11 protein-coding genes are annotated in these 24519 nt (G+C 50.4%); 9 read left to right on the forward strand and 2 right to left on the reverse strand.

Features of this window, described 5'->3' with window-relative positions; all coding sequences use genetic code 11:
• Positions 1–103: 103 nt before the first annotated feature.
• From HB364_RS22350 to HB364_RS22390, 9 genes are all read left to right on the forward strand, one after another.
• Positions 104–4159 carry a two-component regulator propeller domain-containing protein gene (locus HB364_RS22350; RefSeq protein ID WP_167290560.1) on the forward strand — a complete coding sequence of 1352 codons (4056 nt, stop codon included), beginning with the start codon at positions 104–106 and terminating at the stop codon, positions 4157–4159.
• A gap of 146 nt (positions 4160–4305) precedes the next feature.
• Positions 4306–5517 carry a hypothetical protein gene (locus tag HB364_RS22355; RefSeq protein WP_167290561.1) on the forward strand — a complete coding sequence of 404 codons (1212 nt, stop codon included), beginning with the start codon at positions 4306–4308 and terminating at the stop codon, positions 5515–5517.
• Between the two features lie 168 nt (positions 5518–5685).
• A complete protein-coding gene (locus HB364_RS22360; RefSeq protein ID WP_167290562.1) occupies positions 5686–8892 on the forward strand; it encodes a SusC/RagA family TonB-linked outer membrane protein in 3207 nt (1068 codons plus the stop codon).
• 10 nt (positions 8893–8902) lie between these two features.
• Complete coding sequence (locus tag HB364_RS22365; RefSeq protein ID WP_167290563.1) at positions 8903–10825, forward strand: RagB/SusD family nutrient uptake outer membrane protein; 1923 nt, start codon at positions 8903–8905, stop codon at positions 10823–10825.
• Between the two features lie 59 nt (positions 10826–10884).
• Entirely contained in the window at positions 10885–12078 is a 1194-nt protein-coding gene (locus HB364_RS22370) for a DUF5000 domain-containing lipoprotein (protein WP_167290564.1), read from the forward strand.
• Between the two features lie 25 nt (positions 12079–12103).
• The gene (locus HB364_RS22375) at positions 12104–13333 is read left to right on the forward strand and encodes a DUF4998 domain-containing protein (protein WP_167290565.1); all 1230 of its coding nucleotides are present in this window, start codon (positions 12104–12106) and stop codon (positions 13331–13333) included.
• Between the two features lie 131 nt (positions 13334–13464).
• Positions 13465–15024: a glycoside hydrolase gene (locus tag HB364_RS22380; RefSeq protein ID WP_167290566.1), complete on the forward strand. Its 1560-nt coding sequence runs from the start codon at positions 13465–13467 to the stop codon at positions 15022–15024.
• Positions 15025–15113: 89 nt separating this feature from the next.
• Positions 15114–16133: a glycoside hydrolase family 43 protein gene (locus HB364_RS22385; protein WP_208420056.1), complete on the forward strand. Its 1020-nt coding sequence runs from the start codon at positions 15114–15116 to the stop codon at positions 16131–16133.
• A 7-nt stretch (positions 16134–16140) separates the two neighbouring features.
• A complete protein-coding gene (locus HB364_RS22390; RefSeq protein WP_208420057.1) occupies positions 16141–19335 on the forward strand; it encodes a glycoside hydrolase family 2 TIM barrel-domain containing protein in 3195 nt (1064 codons plus the stop codon).
• 8 nt (positions 19336–19343) lie between these two features.
• On the opposite strand, the gene HB364_RS22395 is transcribed toward HB364_RS22390, so the two are convergent.
• Together HB364_RS22395 and HB364_RS22400 are read right to left on the reverse strand one after the other, a co-directional pair.
• Positions 19344–20909, reverse strand: a complete 1566-nt coding sequence (locus tag HB364_RS22395; RefSeq protein ID WP_167290567.1) for a glycoside hydrolase family 28 protein — start codon at positions 20907–20909, stop codon at positions 19344–19346.
• 90 nt (positions 20910–20999) lie between these two features.
• A complete protein-coding gene (locus HB364_RS22400) occupies positions 21000–24512 on the reverse strand; it encodes a family 16 glycosylhydrolase (RefSeq protein WP_167290568.1) in 3513 nt (1170 codons plus the stop codon).
• Between the last annotated feature and the right edge of the window lie 7 nt (positions 24513–24519).

Here is a 24519-nt window from a genome sequence, read left to right on the forward strand (position 1 = left end):
CCGTACGAAAATGGAGAGAATACCCCCTGGTCTGCATTGTTTGGCAAAACCAAGACTAACATTATTGCTTTTTCTCACTATTACCTTATTGGTAATAACAGGTATGGCCCAAAATAAGCCTGTTAAATACATTGGTATTGAAAACGGGCTCTCCAACAACTCCATCACCAGCATTTACCAGGACCGTTTTGGGTTTCTGTGGGTAGGCACCTACGACGGTATCAACCGGTATGACGGGTACGGTTTCAAAGTATACCGCCACCGCCTGAATGACTCCACGACCCTGGTCAATAACCGCATCACCAATATTGCAGAAGACGAAGAGAACCGGCTATGGATCGGCACCAAGAAAGGCGTGAGCACCTGGTGTAACCCTTCACAACGTTTCGCCCCCGCGTACTATTATCCGCATAACCAGGCCGGGCAGCGTACACCGCAGCTCATTGATATACCAGCCAATGAGTTGATTGCCGACGGCAAAGGCAATGTATTCATCGGCAGCAGCGGCAAAGGCCTCCTGCTGTACCAGCAAAAGACCGGCATCGTGAGCCAGGTGCCGGTGGTGAATGGCGAGCAGGAAGCGCTGTATGATTATAATGTACAAGGTATGCGCAAAGGGATGGATGGGACCGTTTGGGTTTTTGTCAATGGAAAGGGCCTTTGCCGGTACGATTACGGACAAAACCAGGTGGTGCTGGTGAGCAATTTCATTGGCACCTGTTCCTTACTGGAACCCGATAAAACCGGCCGGTTATGGCTGGCCTGGGGAAGGGACCTGTATGAATACCGGCCAGCTCAACATACGCATGCTTACCGGGGCAGGCCCTCCAATGATAACATCAGTTGCCTGCTGCCCAACGACGATGGCAGCATCTGGATAGGCACTGATGGCGGTGGTATTATGACCCTCGACACCGCGAAAAATGCGGCCTTCACCCCATTGACCAGTGAAGCATTCCAAACCAAATTAAGCAGCAACGCTATATCGGCTATCTACCAGGACAGGAAGGGCAACCGGTGGGTAGGCACCTTGCGGGGCGGGCTCAACTGCATCGGCACCGGCAAAAAGACCTTCACGGCCTTGAACCACGATCCCAATAATCCCAATAGCCTGCCCGGCAATTTTATAGCCGCCTTTGAACAGGACCATGAAGGACGGCTGTGGATTGGCACCGATGGCCATGGCATCAGCATCTGGGACCGGCGGCTGAACCGGTTCAACAACCTGAACCATGGCAACAGTTCACTGTCCAGTAACCTGATCACCTGCATCCGGAAAACCTATGATGGCGATATGTGGGTGGCTACTTATGGCAATGGTGTTGACCGGTACGATAAAAAGACAGGCAGGTTTGTTAACTATGGTTGTATTAATCATAAAGAGAGGCTCAGCGATCACAATGTATGGACCTTGTATGAAGATAAGGATAGCACCTTGTGGGCAGGTACCATAACCGGTAGCTTATACCGGCTGAACCGGCAGGCCAACCGCTTTGATCTATTCGATAACCAGTTGGGCGATATATTAAGCCTGACGGAAGACAGGCAAGGCAATCTATGGGGAGGCAACTTTGGGTGGCTGATCAAAATTGACCGGGTGAACAAACGCCATGAATATTTCCCCACGGAAAATCCGGTGCGTGTCATTCATGAAGACCGGAACGGTAACCTCTGGGTAGGCACTGAAGGAAGCGGTTTGTTGTTGTTTGACAGGGCAACCAAAAAGTTCAAAGCCTTTACAGAAGAAGAAGGGCTGGCCAATAACGCCGTACTGAATATGCTGGAAGACAAGAGCGGCTATCTCTGGCTCAGCACCTTCAATGGCCTTTCCAGCATGAACCTGGAGACCCGCCAGTTCAGGAACTTCTCCCAGTCCGACGGACTACTGTCCAACCAGTTCATCTACAACGCCGCCTTTGCCGCTCCTGATGGCCAATTCTTCTTTGGCGGCATCAAGGGCCTGAATTTCTTTCATCCCGACAGCGTAGCGCTGAGCTATACCCCACTCCAGTTGCTGGTAACCGACCTGCGCATTGACAATATACCGGTGGCGCAGGACAACAGTTTTACCAAAGGGCAGGTATTATACACTTTACAGACGCTTAGGTTACCTTATAATAAGGCAGTATTATCTATTGACTTTGCCTCGCCCGAATTCAACAATCCCGACCAGGTGTCGTATGCCTATTATATGGAAGGATGGGATAAAGGCTGGAATTATAGTGGCAAAATACGTACGGCCAACTACAGCCACCTCAACGAGGGACATTATAAACTACATATCAAGTCGACCAATGCAGGCGGCGTATGGAGCAATGAGGAACGGGTCATCGCCATTACCGTGCTGCCGCCCTGGTACCGTAGCTGGTGGGCCTTGTTATTGTACGCCGGTCTGGCAGTAGGGCTGATCACTATTTATGTAAGGTATAAGAGCAAGCAATCACAACTGGCTTATGAAGTAAAGCTGGCGCACCTGCAGGCCGAGCGGGAAAGTGAGCTCAACCGCCGCAAGCTCGACTTCTTCACCAATATCGCCCATGAGTTCCGTACGCCCATCACCCTTATCATCAATCCTATCAAAGACTTCTTATACAAGCCGGATGCCGGCGCAGGCCCGGCAGAAATGAAAATGGTATACCGCAACAGCAAGCGCCTGCTGAGCCTGGTAGACCAGTTGTTGTTGTTTAAAAAAGCGGAGAGTGGTGTGGATGACCTGCGGGTGGTAAAGCTGAACCTGGCCCATGTGTGCCGGGAAGTATTCCTTTGCTTTACCCAACAGGCCAAAACCCAGCAGATAGACTACCGGTTTGTAAGTGGGACTGAATACATAGAAGCGTATGCCGACCGGGAAAAGATAGAGATCGCCATTTTCAACCTGCTGTCCAACGCCATGAAATTTACCCCGCCAGGCGGTTCCATCCGTATGCAGTTGGAAGAGCAGGATAATGCCATTACCATCAGCGTGGAAGATACTGGTTGCGGTATACCCGATGAAGTAGGCGCCAGGTTGTTTGAACGGTTTTACCAGTCCCGGCACAACGAGTCGTCCTTAAAAGCAGGCTTTGGCATCGGGCTATTTCTGGCAAAGAGTTTTGTGGAAGCCCATAAAGGGCGCCTTACTTATACCACAAAGCTGGAAGAGGGCACTACCTTTTCCATCAGCCTGCTGAAAGGTCCCGCGCATTTTGAGGCCAGGCAGATAGCCGGTGTGCCGGCGCCCAAATCAGTAATGCTGGAAGAACTGAATGTACAGGATGCAACCCCATTGCCGGAAGTGCCCGCAACGACTCCCTTTCCGCAAAGGGATACCAGTATGGATACACTGATCACCAGTGGCCATACCATGTTGATCGTAGATGACAATGAAGGTATACGCGAATACCTGCACCAGGTATTCCAGGGAAGCTTCCGCCTGTTTGAAGCCAGCAATGGCAAGGAAGGGCTGGCGATGGCCAAGCAGCACCTGCCCGATATCATCATCAGCGATATTGTGATGAATGAGATGACGGGTATTGAGTTTTGTACGGCTATCAAGGAAGACCCGGCGCTCAGTCATATACAGGTGATCCTGCTTACCGGCAGTTCATCGGCCGAGATAAAACTGAAGGGCGTGGAGTGCGGCGCCGATGATTATATTACCAAGCCTTTTGAGCGGGATCTGCTGCTGGCCCGGGTGACCAGTCTGCTGAAAAGCCGCAATAACCTCCGGAAATACTTTTACAATGAGATCACCCTCCGCAAGAACGACCTGAATATTTCAGAAGATTATAAAGTATTCCTGGAAAGATGTATTGAAACCGTGGAGGCGCATATTGACCGGGATGATTTTTCCATCAAGCTCTTTGCCAAAGAAATGGGCATGAGCCATTCCAACTTGTACAAGCGGGTAAAGCAGGTATCCGGTCAGTCCATCAACAGCTTCATCCGGTTCATCCGGCTGCGCAGGGCGGCAGAGCTGTTGATCAGCACCGACTGCAATGTGAATGAAGCGGCCTTCCAGGTGGGAATCTCCGACAGCAAATACTTCCGCATCCAGTTTGCCAAGCTGTTTGGCATGAACCCGTCGGAATACAAGAAGAAATACCACCAGGCTTTCCAGAAAAATTATACGGTGCATGAAAAAGCCATCAAGACTAAACCGGACACTGAAGAGTCGTAACTCGGTGTCAGGCTGAGCTTGTCGAAGCCCTTCGACAGGCTCAGGGTGACAGCTCAGCTCATTTTACCAATCTGCCCCTGTTATTTGGTGATTCCTCCCCCATAATAGCGGCGATTCCGGCCCCATTTTGCAGGAAATATACATTAATGAAACCTGCTACCCCCCTTCCCTGCCTGGCGATGCTGCTATGGATGTCGTTGCTGGCCTGTAGTAAAGACAACAATACAACGGAGCCCCCGCCTGCCACCACCGAGGTAAAGCTGCCCACCCTGGTGGCCGATAGTGTGGGCAGTATCACCACCTCTACCGCCAGCTTTTTTGGCCGCATCACGGATAAAGGTGGCGGTGTGATCACCGACAGGGGCATTTATTGGGGCAAAACAGCCAATCCCACCCAAAACAAGCTGACCGCCAACCTCTATAAAAGCAATGGCGAGTTTATCGTCGATATCAAAAACCTGGAACCCAACACCACCTATTATGTGCGGGGTTATGCCATCAACAGCAAGGGCACGGCCTACACACCCGACGTACCCTTTAATACCACAGGCGTTCCGGTAGCGGAGATGTTTACCGATACGGCGTATGCGGCCGGGGCCACCACCCTGTTTGTGGCAGGCAAGGTAATAGATACCAAAGGCATCGGACTGAAAGAAACCGGTATCTGCCTCAGCAAGAACAACAATCCTACCATTGCCGATACCAAAGTGGCGGCCGGCAGCAATGAGCTATCGCTCTTTTTACGCTTCAATGGCCTGGAGCCCGCTACCGACTATTATATCAGGGCCTACAGCACCAATGTATATGGCGCCACCGCTTATGGCAGCCCTGTGAAAGTGGCCACCATCCAAAAAGGGAATGTGACCTATACCCTGGCGCAAAATGCCAATCCTACTGCTGAAGAAAGCGCCGCCTATGCGCGCATTAAAACAGCTTTTGACGAAGCGGTAGCTTACTACAATGAATTTACTTCCAATACCAAAACCCTCTCAGTCACCTATAATACCGGCGTAGCCACGGCCGATGCCAATTTTGCCGGCAATATCCGGGTAGGCCCCAATGCAGGTTACCAGCGCACCGGCACCGCCCTGCACGAGATAGCTCATACGATGGGTGTGGGACAGCACTGGTACTGGACCAGCAACCTGATCATAGGAGGTGTGTACCAGGGTGTACAGGCCAACAAGCTGCTTCGTTTTATGACCCGCAACCCGGCGGAATCCCTGAAGGGCGACAACCTGCATTTCTGGCCTTATGGCATCAATGGCGCCAGTGAAGATACCGGCCAGGAGATGCTCTACATCACCAATGTCCTTGTGATGCAGGGGATGAAGAAAGATGGCCTGCCCAGCAATTAGTTATGGGGGGAGATTAAAATTTCAAATTACGAGTCAGACCCTGCTATTTGGCGATTTACCCCCCATAAAGCGGCCATTTAAAGGGGCATTTTGCAGTTGCCACTACCCCATTATACCTGTCCTGACATTCAGCAATTCATCAAAACTTATTTCCAAAACAACCTGTTTATGACAAAAAAACACCGGTTAAGAAGGTTAGGAAGCTGTGGTCTTTTCTTCCTCCTCTTGCTCGTTTTTGCCCATTTGGACGCTTCGGCCCAGTCTGAGATCACGGTGTCGGGCAAGATCCGGAGCGATTCTGCCACGCTCGAAGGCGTATCCATATCCCTGAAAAACAATCCCGCCAAAAGCACCCAATCGGGTAAGGGAGGCCTTTATTCTATAAAAGTGCCTGCCAACGGCACGCTGGTATTCTCCTACGTAGGCTACCAAACGCTGGAACAGCCCATCGAAGGGAACAGTAAGATAGACGTGAAACTGATCGCTGATGACAAAGCCCTGGAAACAGTAGTGGTGAGCGTAGGCTTTGGCACCCAGAAAAAAACAAGCATGGTAAGCTCTATTACCAGCGTGGAGCCCAGGGAACTCAAAGGCCCTACCAGCAACCTGACCAGCATGATCGCCGGCCGGATATCCGGAGTAGTTGCTTATCAACGGAGCGGTGAGCCCGGTTCGGACAATGCTTCCTTCTTCATACGCGGCCTGGGTTCTTTCGGCGCCGGTAAAGTAGATCCCCTGATCCTGGTGGATGGTATCGAATCATCCAGTACCGACCTGGCCCGCCTGCAGCCTGATGATATTGCTACTTTCTCTGTACTGAAAGATGCCACTGCCGCGGCCGTATACGGAGCAAGGGGCGCTAATGGGGTGCTGATCATTACCACCAAATCGGGTGTGGCCGGCTCTACCTCGCTTACCGGCCGGATAGAAAATTCCGTATCTACCAATACCCGCAACTTCAAGCTGACCGATAATATTGCTTATATGGAGCTGGCCAATGAGGCCGCTTTGACCAGGAACTCTCCCGGCGGTTTGCCTTATTCACAGACCAAGATCAACCGTACCATTGCCGGCGACAATCCCCTGTTGTATCCCAACAACAACTGGATCAACATGCTCATCAAGGATTATTCAATGAACCAGCGCTACAACTTTGGTTTAAGCGGCGGCAGCCCCAAGGCGCGCTATTACCTGGCCGGTACCTATAATGTGGACAATGGTTTATTAAAAGAAAACTCGCTCAATGGGTTTGATAACAACATCAAGCTCCGCAACTATTCCATCCGGTCCAATATTGACCTCCGGTTTACCGCCACCACTACCGCCTCGGTAAGGTTGTACGGCCAGTTTGATGATTACAACGGGCCTATCGGCGACCGGCAGAATGATGGCAGGATGGCCAACGGCGGACAGAAAATATTCAACCAGGCTATCTGGTCCAACCCGGTCATGTTCCCGGCCATTTACCCGCAGGAATACCTGCCGCATATCAGGCACCCGTTGTTCGGCAACCAGATCATCCCGGGTACGATTAACACCATGTACACCAATCCTTATGCCTCCATGTTGAGCGGCTATGCGCAAATGAACTCCTCTACCCTGCAGGCGCAGGTAGAAGTAAAGCAGGACCTGGTGGCTATTACGCCGGGTCTGTCGGCCAGGGCCATGGCCTATACCAGGCGGTATGCTTACTTCGACATGCAGCGGAGTTACACCCCTTTCTACTATAGCGCACAGACCCTCGACGACAAAACCCTGTCGGGTCTGCGGGCGCTCAACGATGGCAGCACCGGTTCCGTTCCCCCTACCGGCACTGAATTCGTGACCTATAACCCGGACAACGAATTTAAAATGGTGAACAGCGTATTCTATACAGAAGCCGCCCTCAACTACAACCATACTTTCAACAATGTGCATGAAGTATCGGGCATGGTCATTGGCATCGTACGCAATTACCTCAACGGCAATGCCGGCAGCCTGGAAGCCAGTTTGCCTGCCCGCAACCTCGGCATATCAGGCCGTTTTACCTATGGCTATGATAACCGCTATATGGCCGAGTTTGATTTTGGTTACAATGGCTCTGAGCGGTTTGATGAAGCAAGCCGTTTTGGTTTCTTCCCTTCCTTTGGACTGGCCTGGAATGTTTCCAATGAAAAATTCTTTGAAAAGGCCAATAAGATCATCACCAACCTGAAGCTGAGAGGTACCTATGGATTGGTAGGTAACGACCAGATCGGACGCTCCACCGACCGTTTCTTCTACCTCTCCAGCGCCAATATGAGTAACGATGGCTATGGTTACAGGTTCGGCCTCGATTACAACTACTGGCGCCCGGGTATTTCACTCAACAGGTACGCCAATCCCGATATTACCTGGGAAAAATCAGAGCAGTTGAACGTTGGTATGGACCTCACTTTGTACAAGGCGCTGACCATTACCGTAGATGCTTACAGGAACATCCGTTCGCAAATATTGATGGCCCGTTCTTACATACCCACTACCATGGGCCTGCAGGCAGGCGTTTCGGCCAACGTAGGGAAAGCTCAGACACAGGGAGTGGATATCATGCTCAACTACGATAAAACCATCAACAAGGACTGGTGGCTACAGGCAAGGGGCAACTTCACCTATGCCACCAGCAAGATCCTGGTGTACGATGAACCTCCCTATTCCGGCGACCTCGCGCATTTGCTACATACAGGCAGTTCCACCTCGCAGGTTTATGGACTAATCGCCGAAAGACTGTTTTATGACCAGAAAGAAGTAGGCAACTCCCCCACCCAATCCTATGGTGATGTGATGGCCGGTGATATCAAATACCATGACATGGATGGCGACGGGCAGATCACCAACAATGATATGGTGCCGATTGGTTATCCCACTACGCCGGAGATCATTTATGGCTTTGGTTTTTCTGCCGGCTATAAAGGATTTGACCTGAGCACCTTCTTCCAGGGATCGGCCCGGTCTTCCTTCTTCATCAACCCGCAGAATATCTCCCCCTTCGTACGCAATGGCGGTTCACAGAACGGCCTCCTGCAGGTGGTTGCCAATGACCACTGGAGCGAAGACAACAGGAACAGTTATGCTTTCTGGCCGCGCCTCAGCAACTACTTCGTGGCCAACAACAACCAAACCTCCACCTGGTGGATGCGCAATGGCGCCTTCCTGCGATTGAAGACACTGGAACTGGGCTATACACTCCCTTCAACGTTCCTGAACCGCGTAGGCTTTAAAACAGCCAGGGCCTATATAAATGGCAGCAACCTGTTTGTATGGAGCCCGTTTGATATGTGGGACCCTGAAATGGGCGGCAATGGCCTTGGCTATCCTGTACAAAGAGTGTTCAACGTGGGCATCAATTTCAATCTCTAAAACTGTGAACATGTTCAAGCATAAATATATTTTCCTCCTTACTGTTTGTTCCACTTTCTTACTGCCTTCCTGTAAGAAATACCTGGACATCGTGCCCGATAATGCACCCACCCTCGATTACGCATTCACCCTGCGCAATGAGGCCCAGAAATTCCTGTTTACCTGCTATTCCTACCTGCCGGGCTCTACCGATCCGCAGGCAAGTGTGGGCTTCCTGGGCGGTGATGAAATATGGTTCCCGCTGGAGTATCGTGAGTTCGACGAAACCATCTGGAACTGGGAAATAGCCCGGGGCAACCAGAACAGCAATAGGCCCTACGTGAACTACTGGGATGGAGACCGCTACGGTATCAAGGGTTTTGAGGCCATCCGGCAATGCAACATCTTCATAGAAAATGTATCCGACCTCAGCAAGGTGCCCGACCTTCCACAACCTGAACGGGAAAGATGGCTGGCCGAAGTGAAATTCCTGAAAGCCTACTATCATTTCCTCCTGCTGCGTATGTATGGCGCCATACCATTGATAGATGTAAACATCCCTGTATCGGCCAAACCCGAAGATGTAAAAGTCAGCCGGGTACCATTTGACAGTTGTGTAAACTACATCGTAAAACTGCTGGATGAAGCGGCTGCTGTGCTCCCTTCTTTCATTGCCGACAGGAACAATGAACTGGGACGCATTACCAGTCCCATTGCCAAAGCCATCAAGGCCCGTGTGCTTGTTACAGCCGCCAGCCCCCTGTTCAACGGCAACAGCGATCTCGCTGCTTCCCAAAACACCAATGGCCAGGCCCTGTATGCTGCAGCAGCAGATGATACCAAATGGACAAGGGCGGCACAAGCTTGTAAAGAAGCCATCGATATAGCAGAACAAAATAATTTCGGGCTTTATTATTTCCCGCCCTCTTCGTTCAAGCTATCGCAGCAAACCATTACGCAGATGAATATCCGCCAGGCGGTGTGTGAAAGATGGAATATAGAAAAGATATGGGGCAACTCCGGCCGGCAGGCCAACAGGCTGCAAACTACCTGCATGGGGCGGGTACACGCCGATGTGGCTTCCAATACGAACCTGCGGGCCATGTTCAGCGCCACCATGAAAATGGCGGAACTCTTTTATACCCGCAATGGCGTACCCATTTCAGAAGACAAAACATTGAATTACGAGAACAGGTATTCCACCCGTATGGCGGTAGACAGCGAACGTTATGTGATGGAGCCGGGCTATATCACTGCCCGACTCAACTTCGACAGGGAAGCACGTTTCTATGCCAACCTCTGTTTCGATGGCGGTACCTGGTACCTCTACAGCAGTCCTACCCAGTCTGATTCCGGCACGTATGTATTGAAAGCAAAGGCCAACCAGTACGGTGGTACGGATATCGGCGGCGGCATCAACCAGACCGGTTACTTTATCAAGAAACTGGTGGACTGGAACTTTTCTTTCAGCGCCAGCGGAGTAACCGTAAGGCCTTATGAATGGCCGGAAGTGAGACTGGCCGATCTGTATCTTTTGTATGCGGAAGCGGTCAATGAAGCAGGCGGCAATACTGAAGAGGCTTACAACTATCTGAATAAGATACGCGCCCGTGCCGGCCTGCCCACCATACAGGATGCATGGACCAATTATTCTACCAACCCTACCAAATATACTACCAAAGCAGGCCTGCGTGAGATCATCAAGCGGGAAAGAGCCATTGAACTGGCTTTCGAAGGCAGCCGGTTCTGGGACCTGCGCCGGTGGAAGGATGCGGCTTATGAGCTGAACCAGCCTGTAAAAGGATGGACCATCTCAGGCACCAGCAATGATACTTACTACCAGGTAAGGACCTTGTTCCAGCAAAGGTTCATAGCGCCACGTGATTACCTCTGGCCTATCCGCCTGAGCAATCTCTCTGTAAACCCCAACCTTGTACAAAACCCGGGCTGGTAATAAACTATTTAGACCTGACAGGTTTTGGAAACCTGTCAGGTCTTATAAACCTAAAAGTTATGAAACAATATCTCAAACTATCGTTGCTCACTGTAAGCATAGGATGGCTTGTTTATTCCTGTGCCAAAGTAGACACCAATTCACCCCTCACGCCCAGTCTGGGTGCGCCGGGTGTTGTTACCAATGTAACCGTGAAAAATGACAGCGCCAAAGCCATCCTTACCTATACCCTGCCCAATGCGGCAGACATTGCTTATGTAAAAGCAGTGTACAGCCTCGCCACCGGCCATATAAGAGAAGTAAAGGCCAGTGTATACGACAACAATTTAGTGCTTGATGGTTTTGGAGATACCCTTCAACACGAAGTGAAGCTGTATGCCGTGAATAAAGCAGAAGTAGCCTCCGCCCCTGTTACGGTGACGGTGAAGCCCCTGGAGAATCCTATCTGGGGTGTTTTCAGGAATATGAAAGTATATCCCGACTTTGCAGGCATCAGGGTCATCACCAAAAACCCAACCCGGTTCAACATCGCCATTGAGATACTCCAGGACTCATTGGGTCAATGGTTCCCCTACAACGGTATCTATACGTCCACCGATTCTATCAACAGTGCGATCAGGGGCATGGACACTATACCCAAAAAGCTGGCCTTCTTTGTGCGGGACCGCTTCCTGAACCGTACCGATACCCTCTTTCAAACCCTTACCCCCTTCTATGAAACGGCCATTGCAAAAAGTAGTTACCGGGAGTATACCTTACCGGGAGATGCAGTTTCTGCCTGGGCCTCCAACAGGGTATCCAACCTTTGGGACGGGAACTGGGAACATTGGCCCGGATGCAATATCACCACAGATCAAGGCAAGCCTTCGGTGGTCACCTTTGAGATCGGCAAGCTTGCCCAACTCAGCCGGATCGTGATCTGGGACTATGCAGAGTATTTAAATTCCGGCAGGGGCTATTACTATGCCGGTAATCCACGGAAGTTTGAGATCTGGGCCAGCGCCAATCCTCCGCTGGACGGAAGCTGGGCCAACTGGACCCTCATGGCTACCTGCGAGGAAATAAAGCCTTCCGGTCTTCCCTATGGCCAATTAACCAATGAAGACCGTACAGCAGGTATGGCCGGATTCAATTGGGACCTGCGGTCTGATGTGTCTAAAATGCGGTATATAAGGATTAAAGTGAACCAAAACTGGGCAGGCTCCTACTTCCAGTCATTGAGCGAAGTGCAGGTGTATGGCGACCCACGATAACCTATAAACAATTAAACAGTCTTCCATGAAATATACATACAGGTATCCGGCAATGCTGCTTTGCATGATAGCAATCCTGCTCATGACAGGCGCTTGTTCCAAAATGGATGAATACAAAGAGAAATACGTACCCAAAGGAGAGATCACCTATACGGGTAAAGTAGACAGCATTCGTATGTTCTCCGGTAAGAACCGTGTTAAATTCAAAGCGCTCCTGAGCCCCGACCCGCGGGTAACACACTACCGGGTATACTGGGGCGGAAGAGCGGATTCCATTACCTTCCAGGTGACGCAATCCGGAGGAGCTATTGAACAGATCATCTCCAACATTCCCGAGAGTGAACAAACTTTTGAGTTCATCACCTTCGATGCGCAGGGCAACAGATCTATCTCTGCTTTCAAAAATGTTGCTTCCTATGGTAGCCGCTACCAGGAATCATTGTTGAACAGGCGGATCATCAACAGCGTATTGAACTCCAACCTTCAAACGGCTATTACATTGGTAGGTATGGATAAGGCGACCGGCGTTTTCAATACAGAAGTACGCTACCTGAAGACCACTGGCGACAGCGCCTCCTGCCAGGTACCTTTAACAACTACCGATACTTTCCTGCTTGACCATAAATATGGCAGCGAAGTAAACTTCCGCACCTGGTATCGTCCCGACAGCACCTGTATAGACACTTTCTTTACAGCTTATACCGCTTACCAGCCTATATCAGGCGCCGCCTGGATAGACCTGAGCTCTCAACTGGTAAAAAACTACGGGAGTCCCTTTCAGCGGGGAACCTGGGATGGCAGCCGGTGGGGCGTGTTGGCCGACTGGACTACCTCGCCTGATGTAAAAAATACCTCCAGCGGAACTTATGGAGGATACGAATTAAGAAGCGGTGTAGGCGTATTATCCATGGAAGGCGGATGGGGGCTCCCGGCTGTTCCCAATGGCAAGATATACCAGGTGGTGCACCTGCCTTATGCAGGAACATGGCGCTTTGGCGCCCATGTGGATGCGCTGGGCAGTGCAGGCACCAAGTATCTGGCCGTGAATGAAGGCACTACCATGCCCGACTTCGCCGATGTTACTACCGCCACTTACTACTATAATTTTTCTACGGTGGCAGGAGGTTCCAAACCCTACATAGAGTTTACCGCAGCAGCTCCTATGGATGTATGTATCGGGTTTGTGGCCAGCATGCCTAATACCGGCAGTTATTATAAAGTCAAGAGTGTTTCACTGAGCTATTATAAGCAATAGTACCTATGAACAATCCGTCACTATGATATGCTTCGTTCACGGGAGGGGGGTTAATGCAGTCCCCCCTCTTTTATAGAGCAGCCATAAAAAAATAAGTTACCTTCCGCTCAATGAAAGCAATAATACCTGGAATGAAACTTTTCTACGGGCTGTTGTTATGCATGCCTGCTGCGCTGCCGGCGCAACAGCCAACTGCTGTGCGCTTCACCATCCATACTGCTGACAAAGTGCAGACCATTGACAACATTGGCGCCTCCGGTTGCTGGTTCTCTGAAGGCATTGGCAAATACTGGCCTGCACAAAAAAAAGAACAGATTGCCGAATGGCTGTTCAGCAAGGAATTTGACGCGCAGGGCAATCCCAAAGGTATTGGCCTCTCAGCCTGGCGCTTTAACATTGGTGGCGGAACAACAGAACAAGGCGACAGTAGCGGTATCAAAGATTTCCGCAAACGGGTAGAATGTTTTCAGCATCCTGATGGAAGCTATGACTGGAGCAAGCAATCGGGTTATATATGGTTTGTAAAAAAGGCCAAAGAATATGGTGTGGAGAACCTGATCGCTTTTTCCAACACACCGCCGGTACAATTCACGAAGAACGGACGTGGCTTTAAAACTGAACGTGATTTTATTACCAACCTCAGGCCCGATAAATACGGCGCCTATGCAGGTTTCCTGGCCGATGTGTTGAAACACTTCGATGCAGAGGGATTACATTTCAATTACATTAGTCCGGTCAATGAACCACAATGGGACTGGAGTAATAAACCGGGCCAGGCCAGCCAGGAAGGAAGTCCCTGGCGCAATAGGGAGATCCATCAGGTAGTGACCGCATTGGATAGTGCCCTGACTGCCCAGAACCTGTCGTCCAAAATCATGATCACCGAAGCAGGTACGCTGGATTATTTATTCAGGAACAATAGCAGCGCCTCTACACAGATACAACAGTTCTATGGCCAGGGGAGCCCGCTGCAATTGTCGCAGTTAAAGCACATGACCGGGTTTGTGGGTGGACACAGCTATTTTACCGATGCCGGTGATACCAACCGCATCAAAGTGCGGCAAATGCTCAGAGACACCGCTAAAAAATACGGCATTGATTTCTGGCAAACGGAGTATTCCATGCTGGCCGATGGCTACAAGGAAGGCGCCAAAGGAAGACGCAGTGCTATAGATTGCGCATTGTTCCTGGCCAAAATGATCCATACCGATCTGGCCGTGGCCAATGCCTGCGCCTGGCAATTATGGAACAGTTACGAACCCGGCAGTGCAGCGTTTGATACCCGCTATTACCTGGTAGCCTTAAAGCCCAATGATACCCATACCGATGGTGAGTACGATCAAACAAAAGGGTTATGGGCCATGGGCAACTACAGCCGATTTATCAGGCCCGGCATGCAGCGCGTTCATATTGTACGCAGTGATAAAATGGATGACCTTACCGCTTCCCAAAACATCATGCTCTCCGCCTATACCAGCGAAAAGCAGCTCGTACTGGTGGCTATTAACTATACCATCACGGAGAAAAATATCCTGCTGGATATAAAAGATGTTGGCAAAGTAAAGTCTGTGCAGCGGTTCGTGACTTCGGCCGCAGCCGGTGATAACCTGAAGGCTTATCCGATTACAAAGCTCAAAGGCAATATCACTTTACCTGCCCGTTCCATCACCACTTTTGTAGTCAATAAATAGTTGGTTGCTTGTCCAACCACCCGTTAAGAAAAAACGTCCTTGCCAATGATGATATAACTGATAACTAAAATCAAGTATACACTAAGACTATGAAAAGAAAAATTGTCCTTGGCATGCTGACATATATCCTGGGCGCAGGTACTATGTATGCACAACCTCAACAACCTGTCCGTGAAAGTAAAAACGAACAACCATCTTCCTTCAGATCCAACGCGCTTTGGTATGATACCAATGGAGAGCCCATGAACGTGCATGGTGGCGGCATGCTGTATCAGGAGGGCACCTGGTATTGGTTTGGCGAAAAACGCGGCCGCAGCCGGTCGGAAGGCGTCAATGTATATTCCTCCAAAGACCTCTATAACTGGAAATATGAAGGTATAGCGCTGGCGCAGGTTACCGATACCACCAGCGATATTGCACAAGGTTGCCTGATGGAACGCCCCAAAGTGATCTACAATAAAAAGACCCGCCAGTACGTCATGTGGGTACACCTGGAATTGCGTGGCCAGGGATACGCAGCAGCACGGGCTGCCGTGGCCGTTAGCCCTACTCCGGTGGGACCTTATCAATTTCTCAAAAGCTTCCGCCCCAATGGCAACATGTCGAGGGATATGAATCTGTTTGTGGATGATGATGGCGCGGCCTATCATATCTATTCTTCCGATGAGAACATGGACCTGCGGATGGCCCGCCTTTCTGATGACTACCTCTCTCCCACCACGCAGGACAGTCTCCTCTTCAGGCGGCAGCGCGAAGCCCCGGCCTTATTCAAAAAAGACGGATTGTATTACCTCATCACCAGCGGTTGTACCGGCTGGGCGCCCAACCAGGCCAGCCTGCATACAGCCAGTTCCCTGTTTGGGCCCTGGCAACTGATCGGCGATCCTATGACAGGGCCGGGCGCCAATAAAACCTTTGGTGGCCAATCTACCTATGTACTACCCGTACCCGGCAAACAGCATGCTTTCATTTATATGGGCGACCGCTGGAATCCGCAAAACCTCAAGGATAGCCGTTATCAGTGGCTGCCCATACAGTTTAAAGAGGGCCAGGTGGTGATAGAATGGATGGACAACTGGGACCTGACCTGGTTTGATAAAATTAAATAACATTTTCATGAACATACACCGTAAAAGCCTGCTGCCCATGGTGGCATTGGCTAGCTTTGCCCTGCTTTCTTATGGACAATCGAGTCCCACGCTCAATGGTGAGGGCAATAAGGGAAAAAAACATTACGATACCACGTCGGCACAACCCGGCGTACCCTGGCTCGATGAACAGATCATAGAACAGAACCGCCTGCCCATGCACGCCTCTTTCTTTTCCTTCGAAACGGAAGCAACGGCCGCAACAGGTGACTGGACACAATCCGGCAATTACCAAAGCCTTAATGGCGACTGGAAGTTTAAGTGGGTGGAGCGGCCTGCCGACCTGCCCGCCAACTTTGAAAGGAAGGATTATGATGACAGCAACTGGTCTTTGTTCAAAGTGCCCGGCAACTGGGAGTTGAATGGCTATGGTTTTCCCCTCTATACCACATCGGGTTTTGAATTCAGGTACCTTATGCGCCGCCTGGAGCCGCCTGCCGTTCCTTTAAGTTTTGATCCCACCGCTATTTACCGGCGGGAGGTGATCATTCCCGATGGCTGGACAGGCAAGCAGGTGGTATTGCATATTGGCGCCGCTAAATCCAACCTTACTGTATGGGTGAACGGAAAGTATGTGGGTTATGGAGAAGACAGCAAGCTGCCCTCGGAGTTTGACATCACCCCTTACCTCGAAAAAGGCAGGAACCTCATTACCCTGAAAATAATGCGCTGGTGTGATGCCAACTATATTGAAGACCAGGATATGTGGCGGTTAAGCGGTATTACCCGCTCTTGCTACCTCGTAGCGCGCAACCCTGTGCACCTGTATGATGTGGAACTGCGGCCAGACCTTGACAAGGATTATAAAAACGCTACCCTGCAGGTAAGCCTGTTGCTGAATAAGCCGCCTGTTCATGCCGTAACAGCAGAACTAACATTGCTGAAAGACAACAAAGTGGTGGCCACGCAGTCGCACACATTTGACTCCGCCAAACTTGCATTTTCCCTACCGGTGACCACTCCCCTGCTATGGAGTGCAGAAGCGCCGGAACTATACCAGGCCATCATAAAAATAAAAGATGCCGGCAACCGGTTACTGGAAGTCACCCAACAACAGGTAGGTTTCCGGAAGATGGAGATCCGGCATGGCCTATTGCTGGTGAATGGACAACCGGTCCTCATCAAAGGCGTGAACCGCCACGAAACAGATCCCCGCACCGGCCATGTCATATCCCGCGAAGCCATGATCAGGGATATACAGTTGATGAAGCAATACAACATCAACTCAGTACGTACCAGCCATTATCCCAACAGTGAGTTATGGCTTGACCTCTGCGATCAGTATGGCCTGTATGTGGTGGATGAGGCCAATATAGAATCGCATGGCATGGGTTATGACATTACCTATACCATGGCCAACCGTCCTACCTGGATGAACGCACACTTGCTGAGGGTGCAGCGCATGGTAGAGCGGGATAAAAACCATCCCTCCATCATTCTCTGGAGCATGGGCAATGAAGCAGGCAACGGTTATAACTTCTACAATTGTTACTTATGGATGAAGCAGCGCGACAGCAGCCGGCCCATACAGTATGAAAGGGCGGTGGCCGATTACAGGAGATTTGTATGGGAATGGAACTCCGACATTATAGACCCTATGTATCCTACTCCCGGTGGTTTGCTGGAATATGCCAGGAACAACCCGCATCCAAAGCGTCCCTTCATCATGTGTGAATACGCTCATGCTATGGGCAATTCATTGGGCAACTTTACCGATTACTGGCAAGTGATACGTGCACACAAGAACATCTTCCAGGGAGGTTATATCTGGGATTTTGTGGACCAGTGTTTCCAACGCGTAAATACCAAAGGGGATACTGTGTATACTTATGGCGGCGACTATGAACCCCAGGAAGCCATCACCGAGTGGAACTATGCAGCCAAAGGTATTTTCTATGCCAACCGCACCCCTTATCCGCATGCCTGGGAAATGAAGAAAGTGTACCAGGACATCCATACCAAACTGGTGGGCCAGGATTCAGTGTCCATTTACAATGAAAAATTCTTCACCGATCTGTCCAACGTATCCCTGCAATGGGAAGTAGTGGTCAATGGGAAGCAACAGCAGTCTGGAGTAGTAACGGACATCAACGTATTGCCCCAGCAATCCAACACTTTCTATATCCCCTATAAAAAGCCAGCCACGGGCGAGGCATTCCTCAACCTTGTTTTCCGCAGTAAACAGGCACAGCCACTCGTGCCCGCAGGGCATGTGCTGGCTACAGAGCAGCTGGCCATCAGTCTGCCCTATCCCACCTCCATCGCCATCAACAACGAAGGCAGCATCATTAAAAAGGAGGATGCAGCTACTTTACAGATCAGTGGCGGTAAAACATCCGTACTATTTGATAAGGCCACCGGCTTTATCAAACAATACAGCCATAAAGGAATTGACCTGCTGGATACAGGCTTCCGCACCAGGCCCAACTTTTGGCGGGCGCCCAACGACAATGATTTTGGCGCCAATACACCACAAAAGCTCAAAGCCTGGAAAGATGCTACTGTAAAACAGGAGTTGATTGCCTTCAGCGATAGCATCAGCAATGGGTTGGCAGTGGTGAAAGTCAGTTACAGGCTACCCGGTGTATATGCTACTTTGCAAATAACCTATACCATCAATGCAGCCGGTAAAATACTGGTGCAGCAAAGTGTACAGGCCAATAATGACTCTATCGCGAAAGTAGCGGTCATGCCAAGGTTTGGCATGCAATGGATATTGCCGTCCGGCTTCAACCAGGTGGAATACTATGGACGAGGGCCGCACGAAAACTACCAGGACAGGAACTTCAGCGCCCATGTGGGTCTGTACAGACAAACAGTAGATGAACAGTTCTTTCCGTATGTAGTACCCCAGGAAACAGGCAATAAAACCGACCTGCGCTGGTATAAGATCAGCAATGCAAAAGGGAAAGGACTGCTCATTACTTCCGATTCCCTGCTTAGCATCAGCGCCCTGCATTATTTTGACAGCGACCTGGATGATGGTATGGAGCGCCACCAGCGCCATGCTACCGACCTGGTGAAAAGAAAACAAACACAACTGAATATTGACTGGAAGCAGATGGGCGTAGGCGGTATAGATAGCTGGCGCTCCATGCCCATGCAGCCCTACCTGTTGCCTTATGGCAATTACCATTTCAGCTACCTGCTACAGCCTTTCTGAGCAAACTGTTATTGCCGGTTGTTGCCCGTATAGATCTCTTTCCTGTTTACAGCCGCCTCCTTTACATAGGTGGCGGCTACTTTATGCAGGTCATTATTGAGAATGCTCACCTCCTTTACCCGGCCTTCGAACGACAGGAACGGAATGGGCACGGCATCTGGTTTACAACTGTATACAAACAGGTCCTCTACGTCTTTACACCGGATAAAAGCAGTTGCCCGGGCCGATAGCTGTGCTTTTACATTATCCATATGTACCTGCCGGGCATCCTCCAGGAAGATGGCGGGGCGGGCATCCTCCGCAAGGGTGGTTAATTGAACATCCTGCAGCAGCAGGTTGTTCACATGCCGCAGGTTGAGCCCATAGGCGGGCGTTACGCCAAAGTTGGTATATTCAGGATAGCTGTTGGGTTCATCCTTCATCACCGCTTTACTATCCTCCTGCGTTCCCCCGCCTGCAAACTGGAAACGTACATGGCTCAAAGTGATGTTCTCTATGAGGTATCCGGGTTGACCAACGATAGAGATGCCAATCTTAGGATTGGCCGCTACTTTATAATAAGGCGCCGTGGTATCGGGTTTCCATAACCCGATACTATCAGCAATGAGGTTGGAGATGGTCACATTCCGGAGAACGCCCGGCTTGTCCCCACTCCTTTTCCCCAGTTTGATAAAGAGACTGCCATTCACCTTTTGCATGGTGATATTGTTCATCACGATCCGGTCGATCATACCTCCATCTACCATTTCTATGGCAATCCCTGACAACCGCGTATCATAAATAACACAATTGGATATCGTCACATCCCGGAATCCACCCACGCCTTTGGTGCCAAACTTAATACCATTGGATTCACTTTTAATAATACAATTATTGATCACCAGGTTTTTAACGCTCCGGGCTGAATGGCTTTTAGGACAGATGGCATCATCCCCACAATCAAAATAGCTGTTGGAGATGGTTACGTGGTGACAATCGTCAATATCAATACCATCATTATTGGCCACTGCCCGGCTGATGACCTTAATATCATCTACCGTTACATAATCGCAGGCAATGAGGTGAATATTCCAGCGGGTACCATTCCTGAGTGTAAATTCTTTAAGCTTTACATCGGTGCATTGGTTGATGGCAATGGTATTGGGACGGCCGGGTAAGCCATTGGCAAAATCCTTGCTGTAAAAAGCCGGATCATCACCATTCCCATGGATCGTGCCGCGGCCATAGATGCCAATATGATGTTGTTCATTGGCAATGATGAGCGCATTGGCAGGTTGGGCATAGTCGCTTTTGTGGGTACTGCCGCTCAACACCGCAGAGGGGCTCAGGTACAACACCACATTGTTCTTTAAGAAAACAGAGCCGGTCCTGAAAACCCCGTTGGGGACTATTACCTGGCCTCCTCCATCCGAGGAACATTGATCAATGGCCTTTTGAATAGCTTGTGTATTGGTGGTCTTTCCATCTCCCACTGCCCCAAAATCCACTATATTATAATCTTTAGGGACAGGATCCGCTCCATAGGTGGTGCAGATACAAAACATTAATAATAGAAAAATGGCTCCTTGTTTCATGCGCTAAAGAAATTGTATGACAAATGCGTCCATAAAAAAAGTTGTGCTATTGAACCATGCACTGGTTCAATAGCACAACAGGATGCTTAATTATAACTTAATGATCTGTATAGAAGCCGGTGCAGACTTCCCTTCCAGGCGCAGCATATAATTGCCGCCGGGAAGATTACCCAGATTCCTGGTGAGTCTTGTATTACCTGCCGGTACTGTCCATTGACGGAGCAGACGGCCATTCATATCCAGCAGCTTCAGCGTATGAAAGTGATGGTTGCCGGTTTCAATGGTGACCGTTTCCTGTACCGGGTTGGGATAGACCCGTAGTGTCTGCTGCTTACTCACTTCATCGCCGGGTACAGTGGCCATCCTGGCTATGATAGAACTGTTGCTGTCCGGCGCAGGTGGTACAGCGCAATTGTCAATCGAGAACCAGTTGAACTTAAAGCTGCCCTGGTGCACAATTACATTGGCATAACTCATCGACGGCAGTGTCATCGTATCCGTAATGGTAGCCCATTGACCATTGGTGTTGGGCAGGCTGATGATACCGTACGTTATGCCGGTATTGGCCAGTTTCACTTTGGCCGGTGCAGTGGTCAGCACCCTGAAGCTCACATTGTACCTGCCTTTTACCGGTATGGCCAGCACACTATAACCAAACCAATGGTTATAGGCAAGACCGGTGAAATTCTGGCCCCCGCTGGTATCGGTAGTAGGTTCCAGTGTAGGCACGCCGGAGCGTGAGGTACTGATCTCTGCTTCATAGCGCTTGTTGAAAGTACATCCGTAACCGGTATAGAAGGTAGCCGTTCCGCTGATGCTGTCTTTCGTAGCAGTAACCGTAAAAGTACCCGGCTCAGTGCCTGCAGTCACCGCACCGGCCTGTGTAACGGTGTTGCCGCTTCCTGTTACCGACCAGGTAGAGCCGGTAAACGCGAAGGTGCTGCCATACTGGTCATATCCTTTAGCTGTATATTGCTGGGAAGCGCCAAACGGAACGGTAAGGCTATCCGGTACTACCTTGATGCTGGCCAGTTGCGGCGCAGCCAATACCTTCACTTTTGCATAGCCGCTCTTACTTTTATAGGATGCCTTTATTAAATAGCCACCGGGGGTATTACTTGCGGTGAACACGCCTTTGTAGTCCATCACACCGCCCGTTGCAGGCACAGACCAGGTAAATGGAACATCAAAACGGCTGCTGTCGCTGCCATAAGCCGCTGCCTTGAACGGTTTCTTTCCACCTACAAAAACACTGGTGCTGTCGGGCGTCACCACGATGCGTGACAGCGAAACATCCGTAGCCTTGATCACCTTCAGCCAGTTAAAATTCCAGCCGGAGGTGGTGGATTGTATCAGCAGGGTCTTTTTACCTCCCGGCATCTGGAAAGGTTCGGAAGTAACAGTAATCCAATTCTGCCAGCCTCCGCTGGCCGGCAGTTTCATGGTAGTAAGCAACGTATCACCCATCATCACTTTCACCGTACTGGCCGTATTAACAGCCACCCGAAGCTGGAGGCGGTAACTACCTGTCCAGGGCGCCTGAATATCATACTCCATGAAAGAGGACGAACCAATGAAACTTACGTTCAGCACGCCGCTGGTATCGAGCGCAGGTTCCGTACGGGTGGTATTGGAATAATCAAAAGCTTCTGCTTCAATCCTGGCCGGTACAGGCTTGTAATTCGCGGCCCTGATGGTAGCATTGGCGGTGGCGGATAAGGTGTCGCCATTATAGATAGCGGTGGCCTTTATAACACCCTCCGACTGGATAGTGGCCAATCCACCTGCGGTAATGCAATTACCTGCACCTGTAATGCTCCATACCGGCGTAAGGTTCATCGGAAAATCGTTCTGGTCAAAGATCTTTGCCGTGTATTGATATTTCCTGCCGGCTACAAAAGCGCGATTGGCGGGGCTTACCACGATACTGTCCAGCACCGGCGTACCCAGTCCTTTTTGATAAACACGTACATAATCTACCAGCATGCTGTCGGGCCAGTGGGCTTCTGTGATCGCTCCACCCATACCACCACCGATGGCTACATTGAGGATGATGTGGAACTTTTGATCGAAAGGCCAGTCTTTCCAGTCTGTTTTAGGATTCACATAAGTGTACACCTTAACGCCATCATACGTGAAGCGCAGGGAGTCTTCACTCCATTCCAGCGCATATACATGGAACACGGTATCCGCATCGGGGATGAGTTTTGACGCGGAGAGGTGGCCGCCATTGGTCCAGTTATTATTCTGTGTGTGAACGGTAGACAGCACGGTACCGAAATTATTCCCTACATGCTCCATAATATCAATCTCACCGCTCTTGGGCCAGGCGCCGTAGGTATCGACGGTAGGCATCAGCCAGATGGCCGGCCAGGAGCCCTTTGCACGGGGCAGGCGTGCCCGCACTTCCACCTTGCCATATTTGAAGTCTACTTTGTTGCGGGTAATGAGCCGGGCTGAAGACCAGGGCTCAGTCGTATTGTAATTGGGATAATCCTTTTTACCGGTGATCACCAGGCTACCATTGCGTACACGGGCATTGTCGTAAGAAGTATCCGTATACACCTGTTGCTCTCCGTTGATCCAGCCTTTGGGGCGCGGGTCTACCGTCCATTTGGTGAGGTCGGGCACGCCCGTGCCGTTGAATTGATCTTCGAAAATAAGGGTGTAATTGGGATTGCCTTCAAAAACTACATTGCCCAATGCTGTGTACTGTGCGGCGCCGGAGCCGCCCAGCTCCGATCCGGCAATGATAAGTTTGAAGGTGAAGCGGGAATAGTTGGCTGGTGAGTTACCAGCCAGTACAATATTCACCGTGGTATCATTCACCCGGTGGAGGCTGTCAATTGTAACGCCAGGCGGCAGTTGCTGCGCTACCCAGTTTGCCTGGTTCAATACCGTATCAAAAGTATTGTTATGCACCGTTGCCTGTATAACGGCGCCCTGTTCCTGTCCCATGGAAATCCTATTATCGGCCAGGGAGACATTTACCCGGTCGGGGCCTTGCACCAGGTCGAAATGCAGGATGCCGTTGGCTTTCCGGCCGTCTATGAATTGGACTACAAGGGTGTTAAAGTCGGTCCTGTTCTTAACGCTTTTAAAATCAAAGACGGCTTCTTCCCAGGTATTGACATTCTTGATGCGATAGGTCAGGAACACCGCTTTGCTATAATTGCTGCCGGGTTGCAGCTTGAACATAACATCTTCTATCACGTTGCTGTACACCATCATTTTGAAAACGCTGTTGGTGCTAAGATCAAAGGAATCGGGCAGACTGCAACTGGCCGACATCCATTCAAAGCTGGTAGTGTCTTTGGTAAATCTGGCTACCTGCGAGCTGGTGTTGAGTCCTGTCACAGCGGGATTGGGTATACTAAACTCTACTTTACCTGTAGTGGTATTGCCGGCATAATACGTCCACCTGCCCGAGCAGGGACCATGTCCTTCCATATCGTCCAGCAGCAGGAACTGGGCCTGTGCCTGGCCGCCCAGCAGCCAGCCAAGGAGCATGATCAGTGTGAGGAATGTTGTTCTTTTATGGGAAAGTAGAGACAATACTGTAGCCTTCCCCTGTACAGGGAGGTTGGTCATTATCGGTTTCATAATGGCA

Origin of the sequence: Paraflavitalea devenefica (assembly GCF_011759375.1) — a bacterium.
GTDB classification, from domain to species: domain Bacteria; phylum Bacteroidota; class Bacteroidia; order Chitinophagales; family Chitinophagaceae; genus Paraflavitalea; species Paraflavitalea devenefica.